This is a genomic window from Enterobacter sp. ECC-219 (genome assembly GCF_043966805.1).
Taxonomy (GTDB): domain Bacteria; phylum Pseudomonadota; class Gammaproteobacteria; order Enterobacterales; family Enterobacteriaceae; genus Enterobacter; species Enterobacter cloacae_N.
In genome coordinates this window covers 1298145-1324322 of the sequence record NZ_CP143680.1, presented here as the reverse complement: position 1 = coordinate 1324322, position 26178 = coordinate 1298145, and the positions used below count along the sequence as shown (strand labels likewise).

The window sequence follows — 26178 nt, the reverse complement described above, 5'->3', positions numbered from 1 at the left end:
ATAAATTTAATTACGTAGTCATTAAAATAACGACAATATAAAATTAGAATAACTAAATACAAATATCTTATATTTCCAAATTAATAATTCACCGCATTGATAAATTAATACAAAAAACCTTTCGTGGCGGGAGTCGCAACTGTTTGCATAAACCTTGATCTGATCCACAGCAAAGGTCACCGCACTTTGTGCTAAAAGTAGGCATTATGGGCCAATCGGCAACTATCCACTTTCTCTTCGGGACACGACATGCAGGCAGATCGGTCAACGCAGCGTGCTATCACGCGGCTCTGTATTCAGTGCGGTCTTTTTCTGCTCCAGCACGGCGCGGAAAGCGCGCTGGTCGAGGAGCTTTCAACCCGGCTGGGACTGGCGCTGGGAATGGACAGCGTTGAAAGCGCTATCTCATCCAACGCCATTGTGCTGACCACCATTAAAGACGGGCAGTGTCTGACGTCCACCCGTAAAAACCACGACCGCGGCATTAATATGCACGTTGTAACTGAGGTCCAGCACATCGTCATCCTGGCTGAGCATAAGCTTCTCGATCTCAAGGAGATTGAAAAACGGTTTAACCAAATCAAGCCATTACGTTATCCACGCTGGCTGGTCGTGCTCATGGTAGGGCTGTCGTGCGCCTGTTTTTGTAAGCTCAATAAAGGCGGCTGGGACGGCGCGATCGTCACCTTTTTCGCCAGCAGCATCGCCATGTACGTGCGCCAGATGCTGACGCACCGGCAGCTGCACCCACAAATTAATTTCTGCATCACCGCGTTTGTTGCCACCACGGTGTCTGGCCTGCTGCTGCGCCTGCCGCAGTTTGCCGCTACCCCGACGATTGCGATGGCCGCCAGCGTGCTTCTGCTGGTGCCGGGCTTCCCACTGATTAACGCCGTCGCCGACATGTTTAAAGGGCACATCAATACCGGCCTGGCACGCTGGGCCATCGCCAGCCTGCTGACGCTGGCGACCTGCATCGGCGTGGTGATGGCGATGACGTTGTGGGGGCTACGCGGATGGGCGTGATAGATTTTCTGCTGGCGCTGGCACAGGACATGCTCCTGGCCGCCATTCCTGCCGTCGGCTTTGCGATGGTATTTAACGTTCCGCAACGCGCGCTGCCGTGGTGTGCCCTGCTGGGCGCAATCGGTCATGGCTCACGAATGGTGATGATGACGGCGGGCTTTAACATCGAATGGTCGACGTTTATCGCCTCTATGCTGGTCGGCAGCATCGGTATTCAGTGGTCGCGCTGGTATCTGGCGCATCCGAAAGTGTTCACCGTCGCCGCCGTTATTCCGATGTTCCCCGGCATATCTGCCTATACGGCGATGATTTCCGCGGTGAAAATCAGCCATTTTGGCTACACCGAGCCGCAGATGATTCTTCTCCTGAGCAACTTTCTTAAGGCGTCCTCCATCGTCGGCGCGCTCTCTATCGGGCTGTCGATACCCGGGCTATGGCTCTACCGCAAGCGCCCGCGCGTTTGATATTTGTGTTATTTCGCTGCCGTGGAGATAATCTTTCTGGTCCGTTTGGTAAAAATAAGGAAAGGATGTGGCTAACCCTGGCAGCGAACACCCCGAGCACAGTGAAGAATCGAGCCTGAAAGAGAAAATTTTTCAGAGCGCTATCGCGCTGTTTGCCGAATTTGGACTGAACGGTGCCCGCATGGAGCAGATCGCCGAGAAAGCGGGTACCACCAAACGCATGGTGGTTTACCATTTTAAAAACAAAGAAAATCTCTACCTGCTCGTCCTGGAATACGTTTACACCCAAATTCGCGCCAGTGAAAAAGCGCTCAGCCTGGCGGATATGCCCCCTGTCGAAGCGCTGGTCCACCTGGTTGAAGCCACTTTTGACTATCACGCCGACCACCCGGATTACATCCGCATAATCTGCATGGAAAACATGCAGCGCGGCCGCTTTATGCAGCAGTCAAACTATCTTCGCCAGGTCAACCGCAGCGCGCTCGACCTGCTGGAAGGCATCCTGCGCCGGGGCAAAGAAAAGCTGCTATTCAGCCAGACGGTTGACGCCCGCGATCTTCACCGTCTGATCAGCAGCTTCAGCTTTCACTACGTTGCCAACAGCTACACCTTCACCCAGCTGTTTGAGGAGGGTGCAGACGAACAGGCCCAGCGCCAGCACTACCGTAAAATGGCCGTTCAGGTGGCGCTGCGTTATACCTGCCCCTAATATTGCTTGCAATTAAATCGCACACAATCTATATTCATTTCATGAACGCAAAAACGAACGACACGACCGCTGCGCTCCTGCTGGACAACCAGCTCTGTTTTGCCCTCTATTCGGCAAATCTGGCGCTTAATAAGCTGTACCGGCAACTGCTGGCACCGCTGAACCTGACTTACCCGCAATATCTGGTGATGCTGGTGCTGTGGGAGCAGGATGACGTGACGGTGTCGGACATCGGTGAACAGTTGTTCCTTGACTCCGCAACGTTGACGCCGCTCCTGAAGCGTCTGGAAAGCGCAGGGCTCATCAACCGCCACCGCTCGCGTAAAGATGAACGTCAGGTCGCCGTCACGCTGACTGAAGCCGGACGTGAACTTCAGCAGCAGGCATTGGGTATCCCACATGCGGTGGGATGCGCCGCACAGTGTGATACCGACACCATGCTGGCGCTCAAGCAACAGCTGGAACTTTTGCGACAACAGATTCAACGCGCGTGAGGCTATACTTTACGCGTCTTAGTTTACCCATATATATCGCACGCTATTAAATAGCACATACAAAAGTAAGATGAGGAACCTGCCATGTCTTTAGAAAAAGTTGTTTATACCGCCAAAGCAAAAGCAACCGGGGGCCGTGACGGCCGCGCGACCTCTTCCGATGGCGTACTGGATGTCAAACTGGGCGTACCAAAAGAGATGGGCGGCATGGGGGGAGAAGTCACGAACCCTGAGCAGCTGTTTGCCGCGGGTTACTCTGCCTGCTTCCTGGGCGCGATGAAGTTTGTGGCGGCTCGCGACAAATTTACCCTGCCAAAAGATGCGTTTATTGAAGGCGAAGTGGGTATCGGCCCGCTGCCAACCGGTTTTGGTATCGAAGCAAAACTGAATATCCACGTAGAAGGTATGGATCCTGCTGAAGCTAAAAAACTGGTCGATGCGGCGCACATTGTTTGCCCTTACTCTAACGCGACCCGCGGCAATATTGACGTCACGCTGAATATCATCGCGTAATCGGTTCTGTTCCCTCTCCCGCCGGGAGAGGGCCAGGATGAGGGCACCAGCCTGCACTTCCCCCTCCTTTCCTTCCCCCTCTCTGTGCTACCATAAGCCCATATCACGCCCGTAGTAATCAGTTGAGTAAGCGTTATGTCCTCCAGAATTCTGACCACCAGCATTGCTGGCATTGATGCCTTTATGCGCGACCCACGCGGTGTGTTGACCCACGCCGAAGGCGGCACGGTTGCGGTTTTTGCCGACAACGCGCCGGCGTTTTACGCAATCACGCCGGAACGTCTGGCACAGCTTCTGGAGATTGAAGCGCGGTTGTCACGCCCGGCGAGCGACGTCACGCTGGATAACCAGTTCTTTGATGAACCGGTTAATGCCCCACTGGCCGTTCCGATGGGTAAATTTGCCCTGTACGCGGGGTGGCAGCCTGACGCGGATTTTCAGCGGCAGGCTGCACTGTGGGGCATTGCGTTAACCCAACCCGCCACCGCGGAAGAGCTCGCCGCGTTTACCGCGTGGTGGCAGGCGGAAGGCAAAGTGTTCACCCACATCCAGTGGCAGCAAAAGCTCGCGCGTCATCTTCAAATAACCCGCGCCAGCAACAATGGCCAGCCAAAGCGCGATATCAACGCGTTTTCAGAACCGGATAAACAGATCCCAAGCGGATTCCGAGGTGCGAAATGAAGAACGTCGGCGACCTGATGAAACGTCTGCAAAAAATGATGCCTGCCAACGTGAAGCCCGCTTTCACCACGGGTGAAGAGCTGCTGGCGTGGCAAAAGGAGCAAGGTGAAATTCGTGCCGCCGCGCTCGCCCGCGAAAACCGGGCGATGAAAATGCAGCGCACCTTTAACCGCTCCGGTATTCGTCCCCTGCATCAGAACTGCTCGTTTGATAACTATAAAATTGAGACCACCGGGCAGATGAACGCGCTTGCCGCCGCACGTCAGTACGTGGATGAATTCGACGGCAATATCGCGAGCTTCATTTTTAGCGGCAAGCCCGGGACCGGAAAAAACCACCTCGCAGCCGCCATCTGCAACGAGCTGCTTCTGCGCGGTAAATCGGTCCTCATCATCACCGTGGCCGATATCATGTCCGCCATGAAAGACACCTTCAGCAACCGTGAAACCAGCGAAGAACAGCTGCTTAACGATCTGAGCAATGTGGATCTCCTGGTCATCGACGAGATAGGCGTTCAGACGGAATCCCGTTATGAAAAGGTCATCATTAACCAGATTGTCGATCGCCGCTCCTCCTCCAAACGCCCCACCGGCATGTTGACGAACCACAACATTGACGAGATGACCCGTTTACTGGGTGAACGCGTCATGGACCGCATGAAGCTGGGCAACAGTTTGTATGTCATCTTCGACTGGGACAGTTACCGCAGCCGCGTCACCGGCAAAGAGTATTAAGACAGTTCCAGGAATCACCAGCAGGGCGCAGGTATATACTGGAACCCCTTCCGGCCCAAAACGGACCTTTTTGAGAAAGCCATTATGAAAAAACAGATTCTTATCAGCACCTTTTTAGGCGCGCTGCTGGTTACCGGCGCAGCGCAAGCGGCTTCCTGGCAGGATTCCCTGTCAAGCGCAGCAAATGAGCTGACCAAAGAGGGCAGCAGCGCCCAGGGCGGGCTCTCGGCCTCTTCTCTCACCAGCCTGCTGAGCAACAGCTCCCAGAGCCTGAGCGCGGGCACGATGAACAACGCGGCGGGGATTCTGGAATATTGCGCAAAGCAGAAGCTGGCGTCCGTGACCGACGCGCAAAACGTGAAAAACCAGGTGCTGGGTAAACTGGGTCTCGATACGCAGGAACAGAAAGCAGATACCAGCTATATGGACGGCATTCAGGGCCTGCTTAACGCGCAAAACGGCCAGCAGCTTAACCTGAGCACCCTCGGCAACTCCTCTCTGGCAAAACAGGTGAAAACCAAAGCCTGCGATCTGGTGCTGAAACAAGGCGTTAATTTCATCTCCTGACCCGCCCCATTTTCTGCCACAACACGCCGCGTTTAATGCGATAGGCTTGCATCGCGGCGTTAAACGAGCGTTTTTCCTACCTGCCACCGTCTCAGCGTCCGTTTGACAGGATGCGACCATCCTCATAAAAACGATTTTATAAACCAAATCCTAACAACAGCACACTTTCGTGACACTAAAATTGCAGCTAAACGACATCGCCATTACATTGTCTTACCAAAAATAAACAGTTAGCCAGCGAAGCACCTGGCGTCATGAGGATATGCTGTTGTCAGAATTTATCTCTCTTATCCTTTTCCTGGCCTCCGTCGGCGTTTATGCCTGGAAAGCCGGCCGTAACACCTGGTGGTTTATCGCCACGCTGGTGGTGCTCGGCATTTTTATCATTTTAAACATTACCTTATACGCCAGCGATTACTTCACCGGCGACGGCATTAACGATGCTGTGCTCTACACCCTGACGAACAGCCTGACGGGCGCGGGGGTGGGTAAGTACATCCTTCCGGGGCTGGGGCTGATCGTGGCGCTGGTGACGATTTTCGGCGCGCTCGCCTGGGTGCTGCGCCGCCGTCGCCATCTCCCTCACCATCATGGCTACAGCCTGCTGGCGCTGTTCCTGGCGCTGGCCTCCGTTGATGCCAGCCCGGCGTTTCATCAAATTACCGAGCTTGTGAAATCCCAGTCGCGTGACGGCGATCCGGACTTCGTGGCCTATTACAAAGAGCCGTCGAAAACGATCGCCAACCCGAAGCTCAATCTGGTCTACATCTACGGTGAAAGCCTGGAGCGTACCTACTTTGATAACGACGCGTTCCCTAACCTGACGCCGGACCTGGGCGCGCTGAAAAACGAAGGTCTCGACTTCAGCCACACCATGCAGCTGCCCGGCACGGATTACACTATCGCCGGAATGGTGGCTTCCCAGTGCGGTATCCCGCTCTTCGCGCCTTTTGAAGGCAACGCCTCCGCTTCAATGTCGACGTTCTTCCCGCAGAATATTTGCCTGGGCGATATTCTGAAAAACTCCGGCTATGAAAACTACTTTATGCAGGGAGCAAACCTGCGCTTTGCCGGAAAAGATGTGTTTCTGAAATCCCACGGTTTTGACCACCTGTATGGCTCGGAAGAGTTAAAAACGACTGTTGCCGATCCGACCTACCGCAACGACTGGGGCTTCTATGACGATACGGTGCTGGACGAAACCTGGAAGAAGTTCGAGGAACTTTCCCGCGCGGGCAAGCGCTTCTCTCTCTTTGCGCTGACGGTGGATACCCATCATCCGGACGGGTTCGTCTCGCGCACCTGTAAGCGCAAAAGCTATGACGTGGACGGCAAAAACAATAAGTCTTTCAGCGCCGTGACCTGTAGCCAGGAGCACATCGCCGCGCTGGTCGAGAAAATCAAAACCTCGCCCTGGTTTAAAAACACCGTCATCGTCGTCTCGTCCGATCATCTGGCGATGAAAAACAGCGCGTGGGATCAGCTCAACAAGCAGGACCGCAGCAATCTGTTCTTCGTCCTGCGCGGCGACAAGCCGCAGCAGGAGACGATCGGCACCAAGCGCAACTCCATGGATAACGGCGCGACGGTGCTGGACATTCTGGGCGGCGACAACTTTATTGGCCTTGGGCGCAGCACACTGTCCGGACAATCCCTGTCGGAGATCTTCCTCAACATGAAGGAGAAAATTCTCGCCTGGAAGCCCGACATCATCCGCCTGTGGAACTTCCCGAAAGAGATGAAAGACTTCACCATCGATCGGGATAAAAACACCGTCGCCTTCTCCGGCAGCAATTTCCGTCTGCCGCTGCTGGTACGCGTGTCGGATAGCCGCGTTGAACCGCTGCCGGAAAGTGAGTACTCCGCGCCGCTGCGTTTCCAGCTGGCCGATTTCGCCCCTCGCGATAACTTCGTCTGGATCGACCGGTGTTACAAAATGGGCCAGCTCTGGTCACAGCCGCTGGCGCTTTCTACCGACTGGTGCGTCTCTCAGGGGCAGCTTGGCGGGGAACAAACCGTGCAGAAGGTCGACAAAGCTCAGTGGAAAGGCAAAACCGCCTTTAAAGATACGGTGATTGATACGGCTCGCTATCAGCACAACATCGACATGCTTAAAATCGTCGACAACGACATTCGCTATAAAGCGGACAGCTTCATCTTTAACGTGGCAGGTGCGCCTGAAGAAGTGAAGCAGTTTAGCGGCATCTCCCGTCCGGAGTCCTGGGGGCGCTGGTCGAACGCGCAGCTGGGCAACGAGGTGAAAATTGAGTACACCCATCCGCTTCCGGAACAGTTCGACCTGGTGATCACAGCCAGAGCTTACGGGCCCAACGCGAATAAGCCCGTGCCGGTGCGCGTGGGCGATGAAGAGCAGACGCTGACGCTTGGTAACGACGTAAGCACTCACACGCTGCATTTCACCAATCCATCGCGCAGCAATACTTTAGTCATTGTGCCGCCAGACCCGCAGTCCACCAATGAAGGGAATATTCTCGGCCACTCACCGCGCCAGCTGGGGATTGGCATGGTCGAAATCAAAATTGTCAGCAAGCAAGGCTAACGCATGCCCCGCCCGGCATTCCGCCGGGCGGTTATGAAAATAAATAATTCTATATAAAGCTTATAAATCAGACAAAAACTCTTTATATAAGCCAATTTTATTTATAAATATCCCGCCAAAAGCCACCACCATAGAATGTACAGCTTCTGAAATCACTACGGAGCGGTACACACTTTTATCATGCTAACCGGCTATAAGTTCGAGTCCATCCGGGCATTGCGCAGTGAAAATGTCATTGCCTGGGAGGTATTGTCCACGGCAAAACCCCACGTCAATCTTGAAGACTACTTTAGCTCAATGCCCTCTGCGCAGCGTAAAGAACACTTCTTTGCGCAGCTTCGCCATACCCTGTCTTGCGAAGAAGGCGACAAGTATTACCTCAATGCGACATCGGATTTGCTGCTGGAACCGGACTTCCTCGACAGGCTGAAAGAAGAAACCTCCTGCCCGGAGAGGCTGGCTATCGAAGTTACCGATCTCCATACGATGGTACAACTCGACGATATTCAAAGCCGGTCCCTGCGAACATGTATCGCGATGCTCCATCAGTGGGGCGTTGAAGTGTGGGCCGACGACGTCTGCGAAGACATTCTTCCCGAGCTGCTTGCCAGCCAGATCCGCTTCTGCGGCGTCAAAATTGACAAACATACCTTCTGGATCGGACGTACCGAGCAGGCTAAGTTCCTGCACCTCACCCGCCAGTACAAGCGTGTCGCCAGTAAGGTACTGATAGAAGGCATCGAAACCGCGGGTGATTTCGCGCTGGCCCGCGCCAGCGTGGCCGACTACGGCCAGGGTTATCTGTGGGGCATGAAATGACGCCTTTCATCCCGAATGCCGGCTATCAGGTCATCGTTCTGAGCAGCAATGCGTTTTTGTGGCTCGGCCTCCATTCGATAGTATCGACGGCCGTGTCCCCCCGTCCTGAGGCGTACTGGATCAACAACGTTACTCCAGAAGGGCTTCTGCGTTTGCAGGAGCTGCTCAGCACGCACACCGGGCAGAGCTGGCTGTTATTTACGGATATGGCCAGGGTCAACGACATTAACGCCCTGCCAGGCAATGAGCGGATCAGAGTGGTCCCGGGAAATGTGTCCCTTGCCCAGCTGAGCCACTGCTTTAGCAACATGACCTTCTCTTTAGAAAATACCGCCACGCTCACGTACCAGGAAATGCGGGTTTGCATGCTGCTTCAAAAAGGCTTCAGCCCGGTGCGTATCGCACAAATCCTTAATAAGTCACCGAAAACGATCTACACCCACAAGCGTAACGCGATGAACAAATTTTGCTGTCAGAACCTGGCAGAATTCCATCGAAAACTCTGCCTGCTGGACGCTCTGGCCACTTCTCTGTAATTGCACTGTTATTCACGTCAGGAAATAAGATCATGAAAATTATCTCCACTGCTGTATGTTGTTCCGCTCTCCTGCTTCCTGCCGCTGCGATCGCCGCAGACAGCACCGCAAGCGCGACGATGCACGTTTCACTTGAGGTGGTAAAATCCTGCACCCTCAAAGCCAACGACCTCAATTTCTCACGCCACGGGTCGGATGAATCAAGCGAAATTCAGGCCAAAACGCAGGTCGATATTGTGTGTACCAACGGTACGCCGTTCACGCTCTCTGCCACCAGCAACGATAGCAGCGAAAACGGCACCTTCTGGCTGAAGCCGGAAAACGGTGAAACGGGCGCACAGAAGATAGCGTGGAAACTTTTTGCCGATGAGAGCAAACAGACGCAAATCACCAGCACCGATGGGCTTACCGATACCGGCAACGGCATGGCGCAGGAAGAGACGCTGTATGGCGTTATTGACGCAGGGGCGCTGACGACCGCGCAGGCGGGCGCCTACAGCGACGATGTCACCTTAAATCTGGTGTATTGATCATGCGGCGCTGTCTTCCCTGCATCATTCTGTGGCTCCTGATGCTGACGCTGCTGTCTCGCTACGCGCTGGCCGCCACGCTTCAGGTGGCCCCCGTGACGCTCGATCTCCAGAGCGGTCAAAGAGCATCCGCGGTTTACCTCACGAACAGCGGCAAAGCGGCCATCCATGCTCAGATACGGGTTTACGAATGGACCCAGCAAAACGGCAAAGATGTGTTAACGGCCACCGACGAGGTGGTCAGTAGCCCGGCGATGACCTCTCTGGCCCCGGGCCAGCAGCAGCTGGTGCGCATCATCGTTATGGAGCCCGGCATCCGTGAACAGGAGCAAAGTTACCGCCTGGTCATTGATGAGCTGCCGGATGAAACGTCCCGTGCTGCCAACCCCAACGCGGTGCACTTTCTGCTGCGCTACTCGATTCCCGTCTTTATTGCCGGAAACCAGAATATGCCCGTCAGCCGCGATGCCCTGAGCTGCGAACAAGCGGAGCCCCCGGGAACGATCCGCTGCTATAACGCCGGGAACAGCCATATTCGCCTGAGCCACCTGCAGGCCCTGACGGCCAGCGGGCAGGTTGTGGGATCGGTGAAAGGGCTGGCGGGCTATGTGCTACCGGGACAGACCGCGCTTGTGACACTTAAGCAGGCTTCACACCACACGCTCAGCGCTCTGCGCGCCTATCTCAATGATGAACACCATGCCAGCCAGATCCCCCTGCGCCCGCTCGCTACTCGCGCTCCTGCTTTGGCTACCGCTCACGCTGTCAGCCCGGGTTGAACCCGCCGCCGACACCCTGCAATGGCTGGCCATCACGGTGAATCACGCTCCTCGAGGAGAGCTGTGGGCCTGCCGGGTCGTGGGTGAGGCGCTGTGGATTGACCGCGGCGACCTCAAAAAGCTGGGGCTTCGCGCCCCGGATGACCACAGCGAGTGGGTTGAGCTGACGTCCCTGCCTGGCCTGAAGGTCAGTCTCGACTTACACGCTCAGCAGGTCTCCCTTACCGCCGACGCAAAGGCGCTCGACGGCCAGCAGCGCCTGACTATCGAGAGGCCGACCGCGCAGTATCGCTATCCCGAGGCGCAGCCCATCAGCGCGTTTACGCTCGGGTATGCCCTTTATGCCAGCGACTCCCAGGGGAACCGCCAGCTTAACGCGCAGACCTCGTTGACCGCATCCGGGGCGCTTCCCGGCACCTTCAGCAGCAGCTTTTCAAGCCATGCGGGGGAGGAAAACAGCGCTGGGCGGCCCAGCCACACGCGTCTTGAAACCCGCTGGCAGTGGGACAACGCAGACTCGCTGACCAGCCTGGCGCTGGGCGACAACATCACCACGGGCACCCGCTGGAGCCGGCAGGTACGTTTTGGCGGCCTGCACTGGGCGCGGAATTTTGAGCTTAATCCGCAGCTCAACACCGAACCGCGCAGCCGCTACAGCGACACTGCCGTCCTGCCTTCAACGGTCGATCTTTACATCGACGGGCTTAAGCAGAGCAGCGAGCACGTGACACCGGGGGATTTTCTGCTGGATACCCTGCCCTCCTTCACCGGAAGCGGACAGGCGCAGGTGGTCATTACCGACATCAACGGTCAGCGTCGCACCGTACAGCTCGATCTCTACGGCGCGCCGGGGATGCTGGCGGAAGGGCTCAGCAGCGGCTCGCTGGATATCGGCTGGATGCGGCAAAACTACGCCCTGCGATCGAATGACTATGCCCCCGATCTCGTGCTCGACGCGGGCTGGCGCTATGGGGTAAGTAACCGGCTGACGCTGGCGCTGCACACGGAACAGCAGAGCAAACTGCGCAATGTCGGGACAGGCGTCGACTGGCTGATCTCGCCCGACATCGGGATTGTTAGCCAACATGTTGCCCTGAGCGACAGCCCCTATGGCCAGGGAAAACAGTGGGGCCTTGGCTGGCAATGGAACGGCAGCGGGACGGGCTTCTCTGCCAGCACCGTCCGTACTGATGCCAATTTTGCCGATAACGCCCGCACGATCGGCGCCCTGCCGGTCAGACGCAGCGATAGCGTCTGGCTAAGCCACTCCGTTCCTCATTTTGGTACCGTAGGCGCAGGCTGGGTACAGCAAAACATTCAGGGCAACAAACAGCGCTACCTCAACGCCTCCTGGTCCGTCTCGCTGCCGGCCCATCTCTCCACCACGCTGAGCTATACCCGTTCGTTTACGGATGCGTCGAGTAACGTTCAGCTTATGCTTTCGGTCCCGTTAGGCCGTGCGGATACTCTCTCCGTTCAGACCAGCCGCGAGACATCACGCATGGATTATCGCCACCAGCCGGACGATCGGCTCGGCGGCTGGTCATGGCAACTGGGACAAAGCGTTGGTGAGCGCCGGGATACCTATGCGGACGTGGGCTATCTGGGTCATGCAGGCGAGTGGCACGTCGGGCTGGAGCAAGGCGCTAAGCTGGGCAACCAGTACGCCTCAGCCGAAGGCAGCCTGACGCTGCTGGATGGCAGCCTTCATGCCCTGCGCTACAGCCAACAGGGTCTGGCGCTGGTCTCCACCCACGGCGTTGGACACGTGCCGGTAATGCTGGAAAACCGCCCGGCAGGCGAAACCGATGAAAACGGCTATCTGCTGCTGACCGACCTGCCGCAATACCACAGCAGCAAGGTCAGCATCAATCCGCTGGATCTCCCTGCCGATGTAATGTCCCCCGTCACCGACATGGATGCCAGACCGGGCAACGGCAGCGCGGTAAAGGTCGATTTTAATGTCCATCACGCCGTGACGGTTCAGGCCCGGCTGGTCGACAGCCGCCACAAGCCGCTCCCGCTGGGCAGCATCGTTTCAACGCCACGCGGCGCGACCATCGTCGGACGCGACGGTTTTATCTGGCTTGAAGATCCGCCCCTGCCGGGTGAACTGGTGGTGAAAACCGGCGAGGGGGAGTGTCGGGTCACGCTTCCGGCCCCGCGCACCGCGTCATCAATACAGAATATTGGAGAACAACTGTGTCATTAAAAACACCGTTATTGCTGCTGCTCGTGCTGTCCATGAAGGCGATGGCGGCAGCGTGCTGGATAACCTCACCCGCCGCCATCAACTTTGGCAGCGTCGTGGCGGGAAATGCCGCCTCGACCAACACCGAGGTTAAATTTAGCTGTCAGGCCGACAATAACGGCACGATGGAATATATCAACGTCTGCCTGAGCAGCATTGATGCTCCACCCTTTCAGATGCTCTCGAACGGGGACCAGGAGGGGAAACAGTACACCCTGCTCTTCCGCCTGCTTAACGGCGTCGCGCGCTCTCAGGAGCTGGGCCCGGCCAGCGGCGGGGATCTCATTCAGCAGACCCTGACTGCACAAAGCAATACCAGCATCAGCGGTAGCTTTCCGCTTATCGCCACCCTCCCATCGGGGCAAAACCAACTGCCGGCGTACCACTATTACAACTACAACATGAATCTTCGCATCGCCTGGCACAGCGCCACCCGTCAGGATGCGCTGCAAAATTGCTCGGACGGCTCCGCGGAGGGCGAGCAGTTGCAGGGCGGCACCAGCGCGCAGGCCGAAATCAGCCAGGGGTGCTACATAGAACGCGTCACCCCGCTTAACTTCGGCACGCTGAGCAGCACCGCCACGCTGCACCCGACGCGTTCCACGGCAACACTCACCACGCGATGTCCGGCCGGCACGGCGTTTACCCTTGCCATGGGCAACGGCAACCATGCCAGCGGCAATCAGCGGCAGCTTTGCAACGACGAAGGCCAGTGCCTGCGCTATGCGCTCTGGCAGGATGCCGCTGCCACGCAACGCTGGGGCGATTCGCGCAGCGGGGATGCGCTGGTCGTCACCCATCCCGCAGGCGGCACCCAAAGCTTCACCGTTTACGGAGAAGTCCCGGCCCAGCCTCTGAGCGGTACGGGGGAATTTATTGACGACGTGATAATTACGCTGACTTATTAAACCACTCAAAAAACCGTCTGGATCAATGTTATCGGTAACAATGGCGTTAAAATAGCCAGCAGCTCTGCTTAGAAGATGTAAACACCTTCTCTTTTTTTTCATTATCTCTGTCTGTTTTACAACAACTTATGAAATACCTGCTTGCTGACGCCATCGTCTACAACGACGAGGACGGTTCTGTTTCTCTTATCAATGCGCCGGATGAGGATGCGCAGATCCTCACCTGCACGGCCAATACCATCCTGAAGCTGCTGGTCCAGCATCATGGCAACGTGATTGAACGGGACACCTTTCTCCATGAGGTCTGGGATCGGCGAGGGCTACAGGGATCGAACAACTCGTTAAACCAGTACATCAGTATTTTGCGCAAAATGCTGGTAAGCCTGCTTCCCGACGCGCTGTTTATCGTCACGGTCCCTAAGACGGGCTTTATGCTCAGCGCCGACGTCACGGTAACGCCCCAGGAGGAGGCGCCCCCGGCCGCCAAAATGGCGAAACCGGCATGGCGCGCTCGACCGGAACGGCTGTTCTGCGGCGCGCTTACTCTGGCGATCGTGACGCTGTGCCTCTGGATAACGGCGATCAAACCAGTAAACCCGCAGAGGGAAATCCATCTGCTGACCCATATCGGCTCCTGTCCGGTCTACACCTTTACGCCGCTGGCGGATGTGTTTCACGAGAAGGCGATTGCCCTGGCGCAAACCCTTCAGCAGGACGGCCATCTCCCGTGTCTGAAAAATTCCATTTTCTATATGCACATCCAGAGAACGCTTTTTTACGGCCACGAAGGACGGCTGGTGCTTTCCCAGTGTTCCCTCACGCGGGATAAAGCGAGCGCCTGCCGTACGCTTTACTATTACGAGTGGTGATATGCGACAGATAAAAATTTGGCTCATTCTGATCTTTAACCTGATGCTCATCGGCGCCGCGCTGGCGTGGTACTTCTACACGCCCCCGCTGTCGGTGGCCTGCGACGGTAACCTGACCTTCTCCGACAGACGCGACAATCACGATTTCACGTTTGATGGGGAGATCATCATGCGGTTCCACCCCGACAAAACCGGGTACATCACCCTAAACGGCAACGTCGAGAACGCCCCGCAAAATTGGGAAGTGTCGCGGCAGGAGATGTTTAAGTGGCGGCACGTGGAGGGGGAACTCTATGAAATCATCATTCAAAAAGTGGAGCGTTTTAGCCACGATGCGATGCCGCCCGGCGTATTTGAAAAATACGTGGCAGGCCTGACGCTGGGGAAAAAAAGGCTCCTGACGATAGAGCGCACGCCGCATGATGCGCTGGTGATTAGCAACTTTTACTCGCCGGTGCTGGTCTGCTCGGAATAATGTCGGAAGGTCAGGCTATACTTCCCGCCATGAACATTTACATTCGCCCCACCACCAGCGACGACGTTGCCGCCCTGCCCGCCCTTGAACGCGCGGCGGGCGAACGTTTTCGTGACGACCCGGATCTCGCCTGGCTTGCCGAGGGTGAGGTCATTTCCGCTGAACAGCACCTCGGCTATGCCGAACGGGGGCTAAGCTGGCTGGCGCTGGCGAACGAGCGTCCCGTGGGGTTTCTCCTTGCAGAGGCACACCCTTCGTCACTGTTTATTGTGGAGCTCTCGGTCGATCTGGCCTGGCAGGGAAAAGGAATTGGCCGGCAGCTCATCGCCCGTGCGGCTGACCATGCCCGCAAAGTGGGGCTGACATCGCTGACGCTGACGACGTTCCGGGACGTTCCGTGGAATGCGCCCTTCTATGCAAAGCTGGGGTTTGAATACATCACTGAACTCACGCCTGAACTGCGTGAAAAACGTGAAGAAGAAGCAGCGCACGGCTTAGCGTATAACTCCCGCTGCGCCATGCGTCTGCCGCTTTGATATCGCCCGGTGGCGCTTCGCTTACCGGGCCTACAACACCTTTCCGTAGGCCGGGCAGGGCGCAGCCGCCACCCGGCACAACGCGCAGGATTAGAACGTTTCCCAGTTATCGCCCGCGTCCGCCGTCGCGGCCTTACGCGATATCACCGGCGCGGCAACGCTTTTCGCGGCAGCAAACTCGCGCGCCTTCATCTGCTCCTGCTGAATGCGGAACACCGCCACGGCCTGCGTCAGGCGGCTCGCCTGCTCTTCCAGAGCCGCCGCTGCTGCGGCAGACTCTTCCACCAGCGAGGCGTTCTGCTGGGTCACGCGGTCCATCTCTGATACCGCCAGACCCACCTGGTCGATACCGCGGCTCTGCTCGTCAGAGGCAGACGCAATCTCGCCCATGATGTCGGTCACGCGGGTCACCGCGTTCACGATCTCACCCATGGTTTCACCGGCGCTTTCTACCAGCGTTGAGCCTACTTCCACGCGGCCCACAGAGTCTTCAATCAGGCTCTTAATTTCACGAGCTGCCTGGGCGCTGCGCTGGGCCAGGTTACGCACTTCCCCTGCCACCACCGCAAAACCACGGCCCTGCTCGCCCGCACGCGCCGCTTCTACCGCCGCGTTCAGTGCCAGGATGTTGGTCTGGAAGGCAATGCCGTCGATCACGCTGATAATGTCGGCAATCTTCTGTGAACTACCGGCAATGTCTCGCATGGTTTGCACCACGTTGTCCACCACTTTACCGCCTTTCTGCGCGGTTTCAGACGCGCTCAGCGCCAGATGGCTCGCCTGACGGGCGTTCTCGGCGTTCTGCTTAACGGTCGCCGTCAGCTGCTCCATGCTGGCAGCGGTCTCTTCCAGGGAAGCGGCCTGCTGTTCAGTACGGGAAGAGAGATCGTTATTGCCCATCGCGATTTCGCTCGCGCCGCTGTAGATCGCATTCGCGCCGTTACGCACGTCGCCCACGGTACGCACCAACTCACTCTGCATATGACGCAGCGAGTCAGCCAGTTCACCCATCTCGTTGGACCCTTCCACGTCAATGCGCTTCACCAGGTCGCCGCTGGCGATATGGCGAATATTGTCGATCAGACGCGTCAGCGGAGAGATCAGCGCCTGCTTGATACCCAGCCAGACAGCCACGATCACCACCAGCACGGCAACCAGCACGCTTATCAACACCCAGATCGCCTGGCTGAAGGAGCTGTTGCTGTCTTCAACCGCCATCTGGTACAGCTTGTCGTTCTGCTGCAGGTAGCTCACGTACTGCTTCTCAAAACCATCCTGGTAGCTCTGGGTCGGCTGGTCGAAGAAGGCGTTGATTTTACCTGCCCCCAGCAGCTGAATCAGCTCTGCCAGCGCACCGTGGTAGATATCGTAGTTACGCTTAATCTCCAGCGCAGCGGCGTCGCTCTGACGCGGGTCGCGCGGCAGGGCTTCATAGTCAGCCCAGTTTTTTTCCGCCTGTTTCAGCGAGGCAGACGCAATTTGCATCAGATCGTTAACGGTCGCGCCGCTGCCGATATTGCTCTGATCCATCATGTAGCGGATGCCCGCGCGGTTAAGGGTATTACGGGTTTGCAGCAGCGCAACCCAACTCCCGTTCAGGGTGGATTGTTGCTGACGAATGGTTTGCAGGACGGTGAAATTCTCTTTGTCATTCTTCAGAGCATTAAAGAAAAGACCACCGGATGTGAGTTGTAACAGGCCAAATATAGCTAAAACCAGCATTAAGCTGGTGACAATCTTGATACGGTTTAACATGTTTTCTCTTTCCTCAGACAGATACAGAATTTTCGGCCTGGAAAGGGAAAACTTTACGAAAATCATCCTGGAATTTGTGGTTTTTACTCTTCTTCCCGCGCTGCGTTATGGCGGTTTCCGAGTTCAATAAACTCTTCCAGCAGCGCCGTCAGCTGCTTCATCTTCTCCGGCGTGTATTCCGCCTCAATCTGCTGATACGCCTCTTCCACCTGCGCCTGGGCGTGCTCGTACAGCGCATTACCCTCTTTGGTCAGCGACACGTACAGCTTGCGCTGGTCGTTCACCGGCTTTAAGCGCAGCACCAGGCCGTCGCGCTCCATGCGCGTCAGAATGCCGGTCAGGCTCGGGCGCAAAATGCAGGTGCGAAACGCCAGGTCGTGAAAATCCATCGACGGATGCTCAGCCAGCACGCGCACGATGCGCCACTGCTGCTCGGTGAGGTTATGGCGCCTCACAATCGGTCGGAAGTAGGACATCGCCGCTTCCCGCGCCTGCAATAGCGCGATGGTTAATGAATCATGCATAGCCTCTCCCCTTCACATCATTAACAAGTAAACAATTCATAAAAGATCTTTTTATAAACAACACGTTTTCCGTCAAAAAGTCTAACAGAAACCAGTCAATTTATTTAACTATATGATTTAAATAGACATAAAAATCAATATGTAAATTTATTGTTATTCATATCACAAATTCTTCACTTCTGATTGCGAAATAAACAGCAAAAGCATAAAACCAGATCATTAACATATTAATGAATATCATAACCCGGGCCGTCGGGGTAAGGAGTATGTGAATGAAAGGTACCGTTTTTGCCGTCGCGCTGAACCATTACAGCCAGCGTGAAGCCTGGCGTGAGGCATTTGAAAAAGCCCCCTACAACACGCCGCCGAAAACGCCGGTGTGGTTTATCAAACCGCATAACACCGTGATTCGCGCGGGCGAACCGATCCCCTTCCCACAGGGGGAAACGGTGCTGAGCGGCGCGACGGTGGCGCTGGTGGTGGGTAAAACCGCCAGCAGGGTGCGCGTGGAGGAGGCCGCGGAATACATCGCGGGGTATGCGCTGGCTAACGAGGTGAGCCTGCCGGAGGAGAGCTTCTACCGCCCGGCCATCAAGGCCAAATGCCGGGACGGATTTTGCCCGCTCGGCGAACCTGTCGCCGTTGATAACGTAGACAACCTGACCATAATCACCGAGATCAACGGCCGCGAAGCGGACCACTGGAACACGGCCGATCTTCAGCGCAACGCCGCCGAACTGCTGAGTGCCCTGAGCGAGTTCGCTACCCTTAACCCCGGCGATGCAATATTGCTCGGCACCCCGCAAAGCCGCGTTGAGATCCGCCCGGGGGATTGCGTGCGTATTCTGGCGGAAGGGTTTCCGCCGCTGGAAAACCCGGTGGTGGATGAGCGTAGCGTCGCTATTGCTCACAGCACGCCGCCGCAGGCCACGCTGTTTGCCCTCGGCCTGAACTATGCCGACCACGCCAGCGAGCTGGACTTCAAGCCCCCCACCGAGCCGCTGGTGTTTATCAAAGCGCCAAACACCTTTAATGGCGACGGCCAGACCTCGGTGCGCCCGAACAATATCGAATACATGCATTACGAAGCGGAGCTGGTGGTGGTCATCGGTAAAACCGCGCGTAAGGTCAGCGAAGCCGAGGCGATGGAGTATGTTGCGGGCTATACGGTCTGCAACGACTACGCCATCCGCGACTACCTGGAAAACTACTACCGCCCGAACTTGCGGGTCAAAAGCCGCGACGGGCTTACGCCCATTAGCCCGAACATCATGCCGAAAGCGGCCATCCCCGACCCGCACAACCTTCGTCTTCGCACCTTCGTCAACGGCGAGCTGCGTCAGGAAGGGACCACCGCCGATCTCATTTTCAGCATCCCGTTCCTGATCGCGTACCTGAGCGATTTTATGACCCTGCAGCCGGGCGACATGATTGCCACCGGCACGCCAAAAGGGCTGTCAGACGTGGTGCCGGGGGATGAAGTGGTGGTGGAAGTGGAAGGCGTAGGCCGCCTGGTAAACCGGATTGTCAGCGAGGAGACTGCAAAATGAAAAAGATTAACCACTGGATCAACGGTAAAAACGTCGCCGGAAGCGAGTACTTCCACACCACCAACCCGGCCTCCGGCGAGGTATTAGCAGAAGTCGCCTCCGGCGGAGAAGCTGAAATTCACCAGGCCGTCGCCGCCGCCAAAGAGGCATTCCCGAAGTGGGCTAACCTGCCGATGAAGGAGCGCGCGCGCCTGATGCGTCGCCTGGGGGAGCTGATCGACCAGAACGTGCCTGAGATCGCCGCGATGGAAACCGCCGACACCGGCCTGCCGATCCACCAGACCAAAAACGTACTCATTCCGCGCGCCTCGCACAACTTCGAGTTCTTCGCCGAGGTGTGCCAGCAGATGAACGGCAAAACCTACCCGGTCGACGACAAGATGCTCAACTACACCCTGGTGCAGCCGGTGGGCGTCTGCGCGCTGGTGTCGCCGTGGAACGTGCCGTTTATGACCGCCACCTGGAAGGTCGCGCCGTGCCTGGCACTCGGAAACACCGCGGTGCTGAAGATGTCTGAACTCTCCCCGCTAACCGCCGACCGTCTGGGCGAGCTGGCGCTGGAGGCGGGCATTCCGGCGGGCGTGCTGAACGTGGTGCAGGGCTACGGCGCAACGGCAGGCGACGCGCTGGTGCGCCACCACGACGTGCGCGCCGTCTCCTTCACCGGCGGCACCGCCACCGGGCGCAACATCATGAAAAACGCCGGGCTGAAGAAATACTCCATGGAGCTGGGCGGCAAATCCCCGGTGCTGATTTTTGAAGATGCCGACATCGAGCGCGCGCTGGACGCCGCCCTGTTCACCATCTTCTCGATCAACGGCGAGCGCTGCACCGCGGGCTCGCGCATCTTCATTCAGCAGAGCATCTACCCGGAGTTCGTCAAGCGCTTTGCCGAGCGCGCCAACCGCCTGCGCGTTGGGGATCCAAACGATCCGAATACCCAGATTGGCGCGCTCATCAGCCAGCAGCACTGGGAGAAAGTCTCCGGCTACATCCGCCTCGGCATTGAAGAGGGTGCAACCCTGCTGGCGGGCGGCCCGGACAAACCGACCGATCTGCCCGCGCACCTGAAAGGCGGCAACTTCCTGCGCCCGACGGTGCTGGCGGACGTCGACAACCGCATGCGCGTGGCGCAGGAGGAAATCTTCGGGCCGGTGGCCTGCCTGCTGCCGTTTAAGGACGAAGCGGAGGGCCTGCGCCTGGCGAACGACGTGGAGTACGGCCTGGCGTCATACATCTGGACCCAGGACGTCAGCAAAGTGCTGCGCCTGGCGCGCAGCATCGAAGCGGGGATGGTTTTCGTCAACACCCAAAACGTGCGCGACCTGCGCCAGCCGTTTGGCGGCGTGAAGGCATCCGGCACCGGCCGCGAGGGCGGCGAGTACAGCTTCGAAGTGTTCGCCGAGATGAAGAACGTCTGCATCTCGATGGGCGACCACCCGATTCCAAAATGGGGGATCTGATCATGGGTAAACTGGCGTTAGCGGCAAAAATCACCCACGTGCCGTCGATGTACCTCTCCGAGCTGCCGGGCAAAAACCACGGCTGCCGACAGTCGGCCATCGACGGACATAAAGAAATCAGCAAGCGCTGCCGCGAGCTGGGCGTGGACACCATCATCGTGTTCGACACCCACTGGCTGGTGAACAGCGCGTACCACATTAACTGTGCGGACCATTTCTCGGGCGTCTACACCAGCAACGAGCTGCCGCACTTTATCCGCGACATGACCTACGACTACGACGGCAATCCGGCGCTCGGCCAGCTGATTGCCGACGAGGCGGTGAAGCTGGGCGTGCGCGCCAAAGCGCACAACATCCCGAGCCTCAAGCTGGAGTACGGCACGCTGGTGCCGATGCGCTACATGAACGCGGATAAGCACTTCAAAGTGGTCTCCATCTCGGCGTTCTGCACGGTTCACGACTTCGCCGACAGCCGCCGGCTGGGCGAGGCCATCGTCAGCGCCATCGAGAAATACGACGGCACCGTGGCGGTGCTCGCCAGCGGCTCGCTGTCACACCGCTTTATCGACGACCAGCGCGCGGAAGAGGGAATGAACAGCTACACCCGCGAGTTCGACCGCCAGATGGACGAGCGCGTGGTGAAGCTGTGGCGCGAAGGCCAGTTCAAAGAGTTTTGCAGCATGCTGCCGGAGTACGCCGACTACTGCTACGGCGAGGGCAACATGCACGACACGGTGATGCTGCTGGGGATGCTCGGCTGGGACAAATACGACGGCAGGGTGGAGTTCCTCACCGAGCTGTTCGCCAGCTCCGGCACCGGCCAGGTTAACGCCGTTTTCCCGCTGCCCGCGTAAGGAGCCACCATGCCGCACTTTATTGCCGAATGTACCGACAACATCCGCGAGCAGGCCGACCTGCCGGGGCTGTTCGCCAAAGTGAACGAGGCACTCGCCGCCACGGGCATCTTCCCCATCGGCGGTATCCGCAGTCGCGCCCACTGGCTGGATACCTGGCAGATGGCCGACGGCAAGCACGATTACGCCTTTGTGCATATGACGCTGAAAATCGGCGCCGGGCGCAGTCTGGAGAGCCGGGAAGCCGTGGGGGAGATGCTGTTTGCACTGATCAAAACGCATTTTGCAGATCTGATGGCGAGCCGCTATCTGGCGCTGTCGTTCGAGCTCGACGAGCTACACCCGACGCTGAATTTTAAGCAGAACAACGTGCACGCGTTGTTTAAGTAATACCGCACGGACTGTCCCCTCTCCCTTTGGGAGAGGGTTAGGGTGAGGGCAAATCTCTGCGGCCTGATGCCCTCACCCCGTCCCTCTCCCACGGGGAGAGGGAGAAAACAAACGTATAACAGGATATCGCCATGCTCGACAAACATACCCATACCCTGATCGCCCATCGCCTGCATCAGGCGGAGCAGTCCCGGGAGCAGATCCGCGCGATCTCGCTGGAGTACCCGGAGATCACCATTGAAGACGCCTACGCCGTCCAGCGCGAATGGGTGAGCCTGAAAATCGCCGAAGGCCGCGTGCTGAAAGGCCACAAGATCGGCCTCACCTCCAAAGCGATGCAGGCCAGCTCGCAGATCAGCGAGCCTGATTACGGCGCGCTGCTGGACGACATGTTCTTCCACGACGGCAGCGACATCCCCGTCGATCGCTTCATCGTCCCGCGCATCGAAGTGGAGCTGGCCTTCGTACTGGCAAAACCGCTGCGCGGCCCGAACTGCACGATCTTCGACGTCTACAACGCCACGGACTACGTCATCCCCGCGCTGGAGCTGATCGACGCCCGCTGCCACAACGTCGACCCGGAAACCCAGCGCCCGCGCAAGGTGTTCGACACTATCTCCGATAACGCCGCCAACGCGGGGGTGATCCTCGGCGGCCGCCCGATTAAGCCCGACGAGCTGGATCTGCGCTGGATCTCCGCCCTGCTCTACCGCAACGGCGTGATCGAAGAGACCGGCGTTGCCGCAGGCGTGCTTAACCACCCGGCGAACGGCGTGGCGTGGCTGGCGAACAAGCTTGCGCCGTACGACGTGCAGCTTGAGCCGGGACAAATAATCCTCGGCGGCTCGTTTACCCGCCCGGTACCCGCCAGCAGAGGCGACACCTTCCACGTCGACTACGGCAATATGGGCTCCATCAGCTGCCGCTTTGTGTAAGGAGACAAACATGCAAAACGTATTCAAAGCGGCGCTGCAGGCGGGCCGTCCGCAAATCGGTTTATGGCTGGGGCTGACCAGCAGCTACAGCGCCGAGCTGCTGGCGGGGGCAGGCTTCGACTGGCTGCTGATCGACGGCGAGCACGCGCCGAACAGCGTGCAAACCGTGTTAACTCAATTACAGGCTATTGCCCCCTATCCCAGCCAGCCGGTGGTGCGCCCGTCGTGGAACGATCCGGTGCAGATCAAACAGCTGCTGGACGTGGGGGCGCAAACCCTGCTGGTGCCGATGGTGCAAAACGCCGACGAGGCGCTGCTGGCGGTACGTGCCACCCGCTACCCGCCCGCGGGCATTCGCGGCGTCGGCAGCGCCCTGGCGCGCGCCTCGCGCTGGAACCGCATCCCGGACTACCTGCAGCAGGCCAACGACGCCATGTGCGTGCTGGTGCAGGTTGAAACCCGCGAGGCGCTGAAAAACCTGCCGCAGATCCTGGACGTGGAAGGGGTCGACGGCGTGTTTATCGGCCCGGCGGATCTGAGCGCCGACATGGGCTTTGCCGGCAACCCGCAGCACCCGGAGGTGCAGGCCGCCATCGAGCAGGCAATCGCGCAGATCCGTGCGGCGGGTAAAGCCCCCGGCATTCTGATGGCGAACGAGCAGCTGGCGAAACGCTACCTTGAACTCGGCGCGCTGTTTGTCGCCGTCGGCGTCGACACCACCCTGCTCGCCCGCGGCGCCGAAGCGCTGGCGGCGCGCTTTATCGAACAACCGGTTACGTCAGTGAATAGCAATAAATCCGTCTACTAAACGTAAGATCTGGAGCGCAGCATGACGACCTCTACCCTGCAAGATATGAAAGCTATAGAACATCGCGCGATCAACAAGCTGTTCCGTCGTTTGATCGTGTTTCTCTTTATCCTGTTTGTCTTTTCGTTCCTTGACCGCATCAACATCGGCTTTGCCGGGCTGACGATGGGTAAAGATCTGGGCCTTACGTCGACCATGTTTGGTCTGGCCGCGACGCTGTTTTACGTCACCTACGTGCTGTGCGGGATCCCGAGCAACATCATGCTGGCGAAAATCGGCGCGCGCCGCTGGATCGCCGGGATCATGGTGGTGTGGGGCATCGCCTCCACCTGCACCATGTTCGCCACCAGCCCCGAAACGCTCTACGTCCTGCGCATGCTGGTGGGCATCGCCGAAGCTGGCTTCCTGCCGGGGATCCTGGTCTATCTCACCTGGTGGTTCCCGGCCTATCACCGCGCCCGCGCCAACGCGCTGTTTATGATCGCCATGCCAGTGACCATGATGCTCGGCTCGATCCTCTCCGGCTACATTCTGGCGATGGACGGGCTATGGAACCTGAAGGGCTGGCAGTGGCTGTTCCTGCTGGAGGGGCTGCCGTCGGTGGTGCTCGGCGTGGTGACCTGGTTTTACCTCAACGACACGCCGGATCAGGCCACCTGGCTGGACGATGACGAAAAGCGGGCGCTGAAAGCGATGATCGCCCGCGAGCAGGAGGTCGCCATTGCCCAATCCGTCACGCCGCGATCGACGCTGCGCGAGGTGCTGACGCCTGCGGTGCTGCTCTACACGCTGGCCTACTTCTGCCTGACCAACACCCTGAGCGCCATTAACATCTGGACGCCACAGATCCTGCAAAGCTTCAACACGGGCAGCAGCAACATCGTCATCGGCCTGCTGGCGGCGATCCCGCAGTTTTGCACCATCCTCGGGATGATCTGGTGGAGCCGCCGCTCCGACAGGCTGAAAGAGCGAAAAAAGCACACCATCCTGCCGTACCTGTTCGCCGCGGCGGGATGGATGCTGGCCTCAGCCACCGATCACAGCCTGATCCAGCTGCTTGGCATCATTATGGCCTCAACCGGATCGTTTACCGCCATGGCGATATTCTGGACCACGCCGGACCAGGTTATTAGCCTGCAGTCCCGCGCGGTGGCGCTGGCGGTGATCAACGCCATCGGCAACGTCGGATCCGCCGTCAGCCCATTGCTGATTGGGATCCTGCGCGACGCGACCGGCAGCTTCAGCTCCGGGCTGTGGTTTGTGGCCGGGCTGCTGGTGGTCGGCGCGCTGGTGCTGACGCGCATTCCGATGACGCAGCGGGATCAACAGAGGAACGAGCATGTGCCAGAGCCCTATCGCCAACATTGATATCAGCAAGGAGTACGACGAAAGTCTGGGCACCGACGATGTGCACTACCAGTCGTTCGCCCGCATGGCGGCCTTTTTTGGCCGCGACATGCAGGCGCATCGTCATGATCAGTATTTTCAGATGCACTTTCTCGATACCGGGCAAATTGAGCTCCAGCTCGACGATCACCGCTACTCGGTGCAGGCCCCGCTGTTTGTCCTCACGCCGCCGTCGGTGCCGCACGCGTTTATCACCGAATCCGACAGCGACGGCCACGTGCTGACGGTACGCGAAGATCTGATCTGGCCGCTGCTGGAGGTGCTCTACCCCGGCACCCGGGAAGCCTTCGGCCTGCCGGGGATCTGCCTCTCGCTGGCCGACAGGCCGGACGAGCTGGCGGCGCTGAAGCATTACTGGCAGCTGATTGCCCGGGAATCCACGGAACAGCTGCCGGGGCGCGAGCACACGCTGGTCCTGCTGGCGCAGGCGGTCTTTACCCTGCTGCTGCGCAACGCAAAGCTCGACGACCACGCTTCGGGCGGTATGCGCGGCGAGCTGAAGCTGTTCCAGCGCTTTACCCAGCTGATTGATGCGCACTACCACCAGCACTGGACGGTGCCGGAATACGCTGGCGAGCTGCACCTCACCGAATCCCGCCTGACCGATATCTGCCGCCGCTTTGCCAACCGCCCGCCGAAGCGACTGATCTTCGACCGCCAGCTGCGCGAAGCCAGGCGGCTGCTACTCTTCTCCGACAGCGCGGTGAGCGAGATTGCCTGGCAGCTGGGGTTTAAGGATCCGGCCTATTTTGCCCGGTTTTTTAACCGATTAGTGGGGTGCTCGCCGAGCGCGTATCGGGCGCAGAAAGTACCGGTGTCGCCTGTTCCCCTCACCCCTGCCCTCTCCCAAAGGGAGAGGGAGTAACCGTCCCCTCTCCCTTTGGGAGAGGGTTAGGGTGAGGGAAATCACACTCTGCGATCTCTCGCGAAAAGTACCCGCCGTTGTCCCAATCGTCCCTTCACGTCTCGCCCCTCTCAGGCTTCAATTAAACAACAAAAACAAAACATAAATTTAACAACCCAATTCCGATACGAGGTCCC

28 protein-coding genes are annotated in these 26178 nt (G+C 58.1%); 26 read left to right on the top strand and 2 right to left on the bottom strand.

All coding sequences use genetic code 11. The annotated features are described in order from the left end of the window. The first annotated feature begins 249 nt into the window (after window positions 1-249). The 18 genes from V1603_RS06215 to V1603_RS06130 all read left to right on the top strand — a co-directional run bounded on the left by V1603_RS06215 (window position 250) and on the right by V1603_RS06130 (window position 15451). A complete protein-coding gene (locus V1603_RS06215) occupies window positions 250-1026 on the top strand; it encodes a threonine/serine exporter ThrE family protein (RefSeq protein WP_116342367.1) in 777 nt (258 codons plus the stop codon). Continuing rightward, window positions 1017-1490, top strand: a complete 474-nt coding sequence (locus V1603_RS06210; RefSeq protein ID WP_024908279.1) for a threonine/serine exporter — start codon at window positions 1017-1019, stop codon at window positions 1488-1490. Before V1603_RS06215 ends, V1603_RS06210 begins: the two co-directional genes overlap by 10 nt. A gap of 67 nt (window positions 1491-1557) precedes the next feature. Next, a complete protein-coding gene (locus V1603_RS06205; RefSeq protein ID WP_395313641.1) occupies window positions 1558-2199 on the top strand; it encodes a TetR family transcriptional regulator in 642 nt (213 codons plus the stop codon). Between the two features lie 41 nt (window positions 2200-2240). Next, on the top strand, window positions 2241-2693 hold the full coding sequence (locus V1603_RS06200; RefSeq protein WP_395313640.1) for a MarR family winged helix-turn-helix transcriptional regulator: 453 nt from the start codon (window positions 2241-2243) through the stop codon (window positions 2691-2693). A gap of 84 nt (window positions 2694-2777) precedes the next feature. Further along, window positions 2778-3206, top strand: a complete 429-nt coding sequence (locus V1603_RS06195) for an organic hydroperoxide resistance protein (protein WP_023310299.1) — start codon at window positions 2778-2780, stop codon at window positions 3204-3206. A gap of 135 nt (window positions 3207-3341) precedes the next feature. Beyond that, window positions 3342-3887, top strand: a complete 546-nt coding sequence (dnaT, locus tag V1603_RS06190) for a primosomal protein DnaT (RefSeq protein ID WP_166710044.1) — start codon at window positions 3342-3344, stop codon at window positions 3885-3887. Beyond that, on the top strand, window positions 3884-4621 hold the full coding sequence (dnaC, locus tag V1603_RS06185; RefSeq protein WP_045327555.1) for a DNA replication protein DnaC: 738 nt from the start codon (window positions 3884-3886) through the stop codon (window positions 4619-4621). Before dnaT ends, dnaC begins: the two co-directional genes overlap by 4 nt. A gap of 84 nt (window positions 4622-4705) precedes the next feature. Continuing rightward, complete coding sequence (locus V1603_RS06180; RefSeq protein ID WP_116342359.1) at window positions 4706-5188, top strand: DUF2501 domain-containing protein; 483 nt, start codon at window positions 4706-4708, stop codon at window positions 5186-5188. 268 nt (window positions 5189-5456) lie between these two features. Further along, window positions 5457-7748, top strand: coding sequence for a phosphatidylglycerol--membrane-oligosaccharide glycerophosphotransferase (opgB, locus tag V1603_RS06175; protein WP_395313639.1), 2292 nt, complete (start codon window positions 5457-5459; stop codon window positions 7746-7748). Between the two features lie 180 nt (window positions 7749-7928). Then, window positions 7929-8567 carry an EAL domain-containing protein gene (locus tag V1603_RS06170; RefSeq protein ID WP_395313638.1) on the top strand — a complete coding sequence of 213 codons (639 nt, stop codon included), beginning with the start codon at window positions 7929-7931 and terminating at the stop codon, window positions 8565-8567. Further along, a complete protein-coding gene (locus V1603_RS06165) occupies window positions 8564-9103 on the top strand; it encodes a helix-turn-helix transcriptional regulator (protein WP_395313637.1) in 540 nt (179 codons plus the stop codon). The genes V1603_RS06170 and V1603_RS06165 overlap by 4 nt, the downstream gene beginning before the upstream one ends. 32 nt (window positions 9104-9135) lie before the next feature. Continuing rightward, window positions 9136-9633, top strand: a complete 498-nt coding sequence (locus tag V1603_RS06160; RefSeq protein WP_116342353.1) for a spore coat protein U domain-containing protein — start codon at window positions 9136-9138, stop codon at window positions 9631-9633. Between the two features lie 2 nt (window positions 9634-9635). Beyond that, window positions 9636-10412: a molecular chaperone gene (locus V1603_RS06155; protein ID WP_116342351.1), complete on the top strand. Its 777-nt coding sequence runs from the start codon at window positions 9636-9638 to the stop codon at window positions 10410-10412. Then, the gene (locus V1603_RS06150) at window positions 10333-12624 is read left to right on the top strand and encodes a fimbria/pilus outer membrane usher protein (protein ID WP_395313636.1); all 2292 of its coding nucleotides are present in this window, start codon (window positions 10333-10335) and stop codon (window positions 12622-12624) included. The genes V1603_RS06155 and V1603_RS06150 overlap by 80 nt, the downstream gene beginning before the upstream one ends. Beyond that, on the top strand, window positions 12615-13571 hold the full coding sequence (locus V1603_RS06145; RefSeq protein WP_395313635.1) for a spore coat U domain-containing protein: 957 nt from the start codon (window positions 12615-12617) through the stop codon (window positions 13569-13571). The genes V1603_RS06150 and V1603_RS06145 overlap by 10 nt, the downstream gene beginning before the upstream one ends. A 128-nt stretch (window positions 13572-13699) precedes the next feature. Continuing rightward, a complete protein-coding gene (locus V1603_RS06140) occupies window positions 13700-14440 on the top strand; it encodes a transcriptional regulator (RefSeq protein WP_395313634.1) in 741 nt (246 codons plus the stop codon). A 1-nt stretch (window position 14441) separates the two neighbouring features. Then, window positions 14442-14915 carry a hypothetical protein gene (locus V1603_RS06135; RefSeq protein ID WP_166710036.1) on the top strand — a complete coding sequence of 158 codons (474 nt, stop codon included), beginning with the start codon at window positions 14442-14444 and terminating at the stop codon, window positions 14913-14915. Window positions 14916-14944: 29 nt separating this feature from the next. Further along, on the top strand, window positions 14945-15451 hold the full coding sequence (locus V1603_RS06130) for a GNAT family N-acetyltransferase (RefSeq protein WP_302219298.1): 507 nt from the start codon (window positions 14945-14947) through the stop codon (window positions 15449-15451). A 90-nt stretch (window positions 15452-15541) separates the two neighbouring features. On the opposite strand, the gene tsr is transcribed toward V1603_RS06130, so the two are convergent. After that, window positions 15542-17206, bottom strand: coding sequence for a methyl-accepting chemotaxis protein (gene tsr / locus V1603_RS06125; protein ID WP_395313633.1), 1665 nt, complete (start codon window positions 17204-17206; stop codon window positions 15542-15544). Window positions 17207-17289: 83 nt separating this feature from the next. Further along, window positions 17290-17730 carry a homoprotocatechuate degradation operon regulator HpaR gene (gene hpaR, locus V1603_RS06120; RefSeq protein WP_395313632.1) on the bottom strand — a complete coding sequence of 147 codons (441 nt, stop codon included), beginning with the start codon at window positions 17728-17730 and terminating at the stop codon, window positions 17290-17292. Window positions 17731-18002: 272 nt separating this feature from the next. Here hpaR and hpaG point away from each other — a divergent pair, with 272 nt between their 5' ends. The 8 genes from hpaG (at window position 18003) to hpaA (ending at window position 26002) form a co-directional block, all read left to right on the top strand. After that, window positions 18003-19280 (top strand): 4-hydroxyphenylacetate degradation bifunctional isomerase/decarboxylase, encoded by a 1278-nt coding sequence (hpaG, locus tag V1603_RS06115; RefSeq protein ID WP_116342339.1) that lies wholly within the window; start codon window positions 18003-18005, stop codon window positions 19278-19280. After that, window positions 19277-20743, top strand: a complete 1467-nt coding sequence (gene hpaE / locus V1603_RS06110; protein ID WP_116342337.1) for a 5-carboxymethyl-2-hydroxymuconate semialdehyde dehydrogenase — start codon at window positions 19277-19279, stop codon at window positions 20741-20743. Before hpaG ends, hpaE begins: the two co-directional genes overlap by 4 nt. A gap of 2 nt (window positions 20744-20745) precedes the next feature. After that, on the top strand, window positions 20746-21597 hold the full coding sequence (gene hpaD, locus V1603_RS06105) for a 3,4-dihydroxyphenylacetate 2,3-dioxygenase (RefSeq protein ID WP_116342619.1): 852 nt from the start codon (window positions 20746-20748) through the stop codon (window positions 21595-21597). Window positions 21598-21606: 9 nt separating this feature from the next. Then, window positions 21607-21987: a 5-carboxymethyl-2-hydroxymuconate Delta-isomerase gene (locus tag V1603_RS06100; RefSeq protein WP_192981915.1), complete on the top strand. Its 381-nt coding sequence runs from the start codon at window positions 21607-21609 to the stop codon at window positions 21985-21987. 131 nt (window positions 21988-22118) lie between these two features. Beyond that, window positions 22119-22922 carry a 2-oxo-hept-4-ene-1,7-dioate hydratase gene (gene hpaH / locus V1603_RS06095; protein ID WP_023305397.1) on the top strand — a complete coding sequence of 268 codons (804 nt, stop codon included), beginning with the start codon at window positions 22119-22121 and terminating at the stop codon, window positions 22920-22922. A 10-nt stretch (window positions 22923-22932) separates the two neighbouring features. Next, window positions 22933-23730, top strand: coding sequence for a 4-hydroxy-2-oxoheptanedioate aldolase (gene hpaI / locus V1603_RS06090; RefSeq protein ID WP_395313631.1), 798 nt, complete (start codon window positions 22933-22935; stop codon window positions 23728-23730). Window positions 23731-23751: 21 nt separating this feature from the next. Next, window positions 23752-25098, top strand: coding sequence for a 4-hydroxyphenylacetate permease (gene hpaX, locus V1603_RS06085; protein WP_116342331.1), 1347 nt, complete (start codon window positions 23752-23754; stop codon window positions 25096-25098). Further along, the gene (gene hpaA, locus V1603_RS06080; protein WP_116342329.1) at window positions 25070-26002 is read left to right on the top strand and encodes a 4-hydroxyphenylacetate catabolism regulatory protein HpaA; all 933 of its coding nucleotides are present in this window, start codon (window positions 25070-25072) and stop codon (window positions 26000-26002) included. Before hpaX ends, hpaA begins: the two co-directional genes overlap by 29 nt. Window positions 26003-26178: the final 176 nt, after the last annotated feature.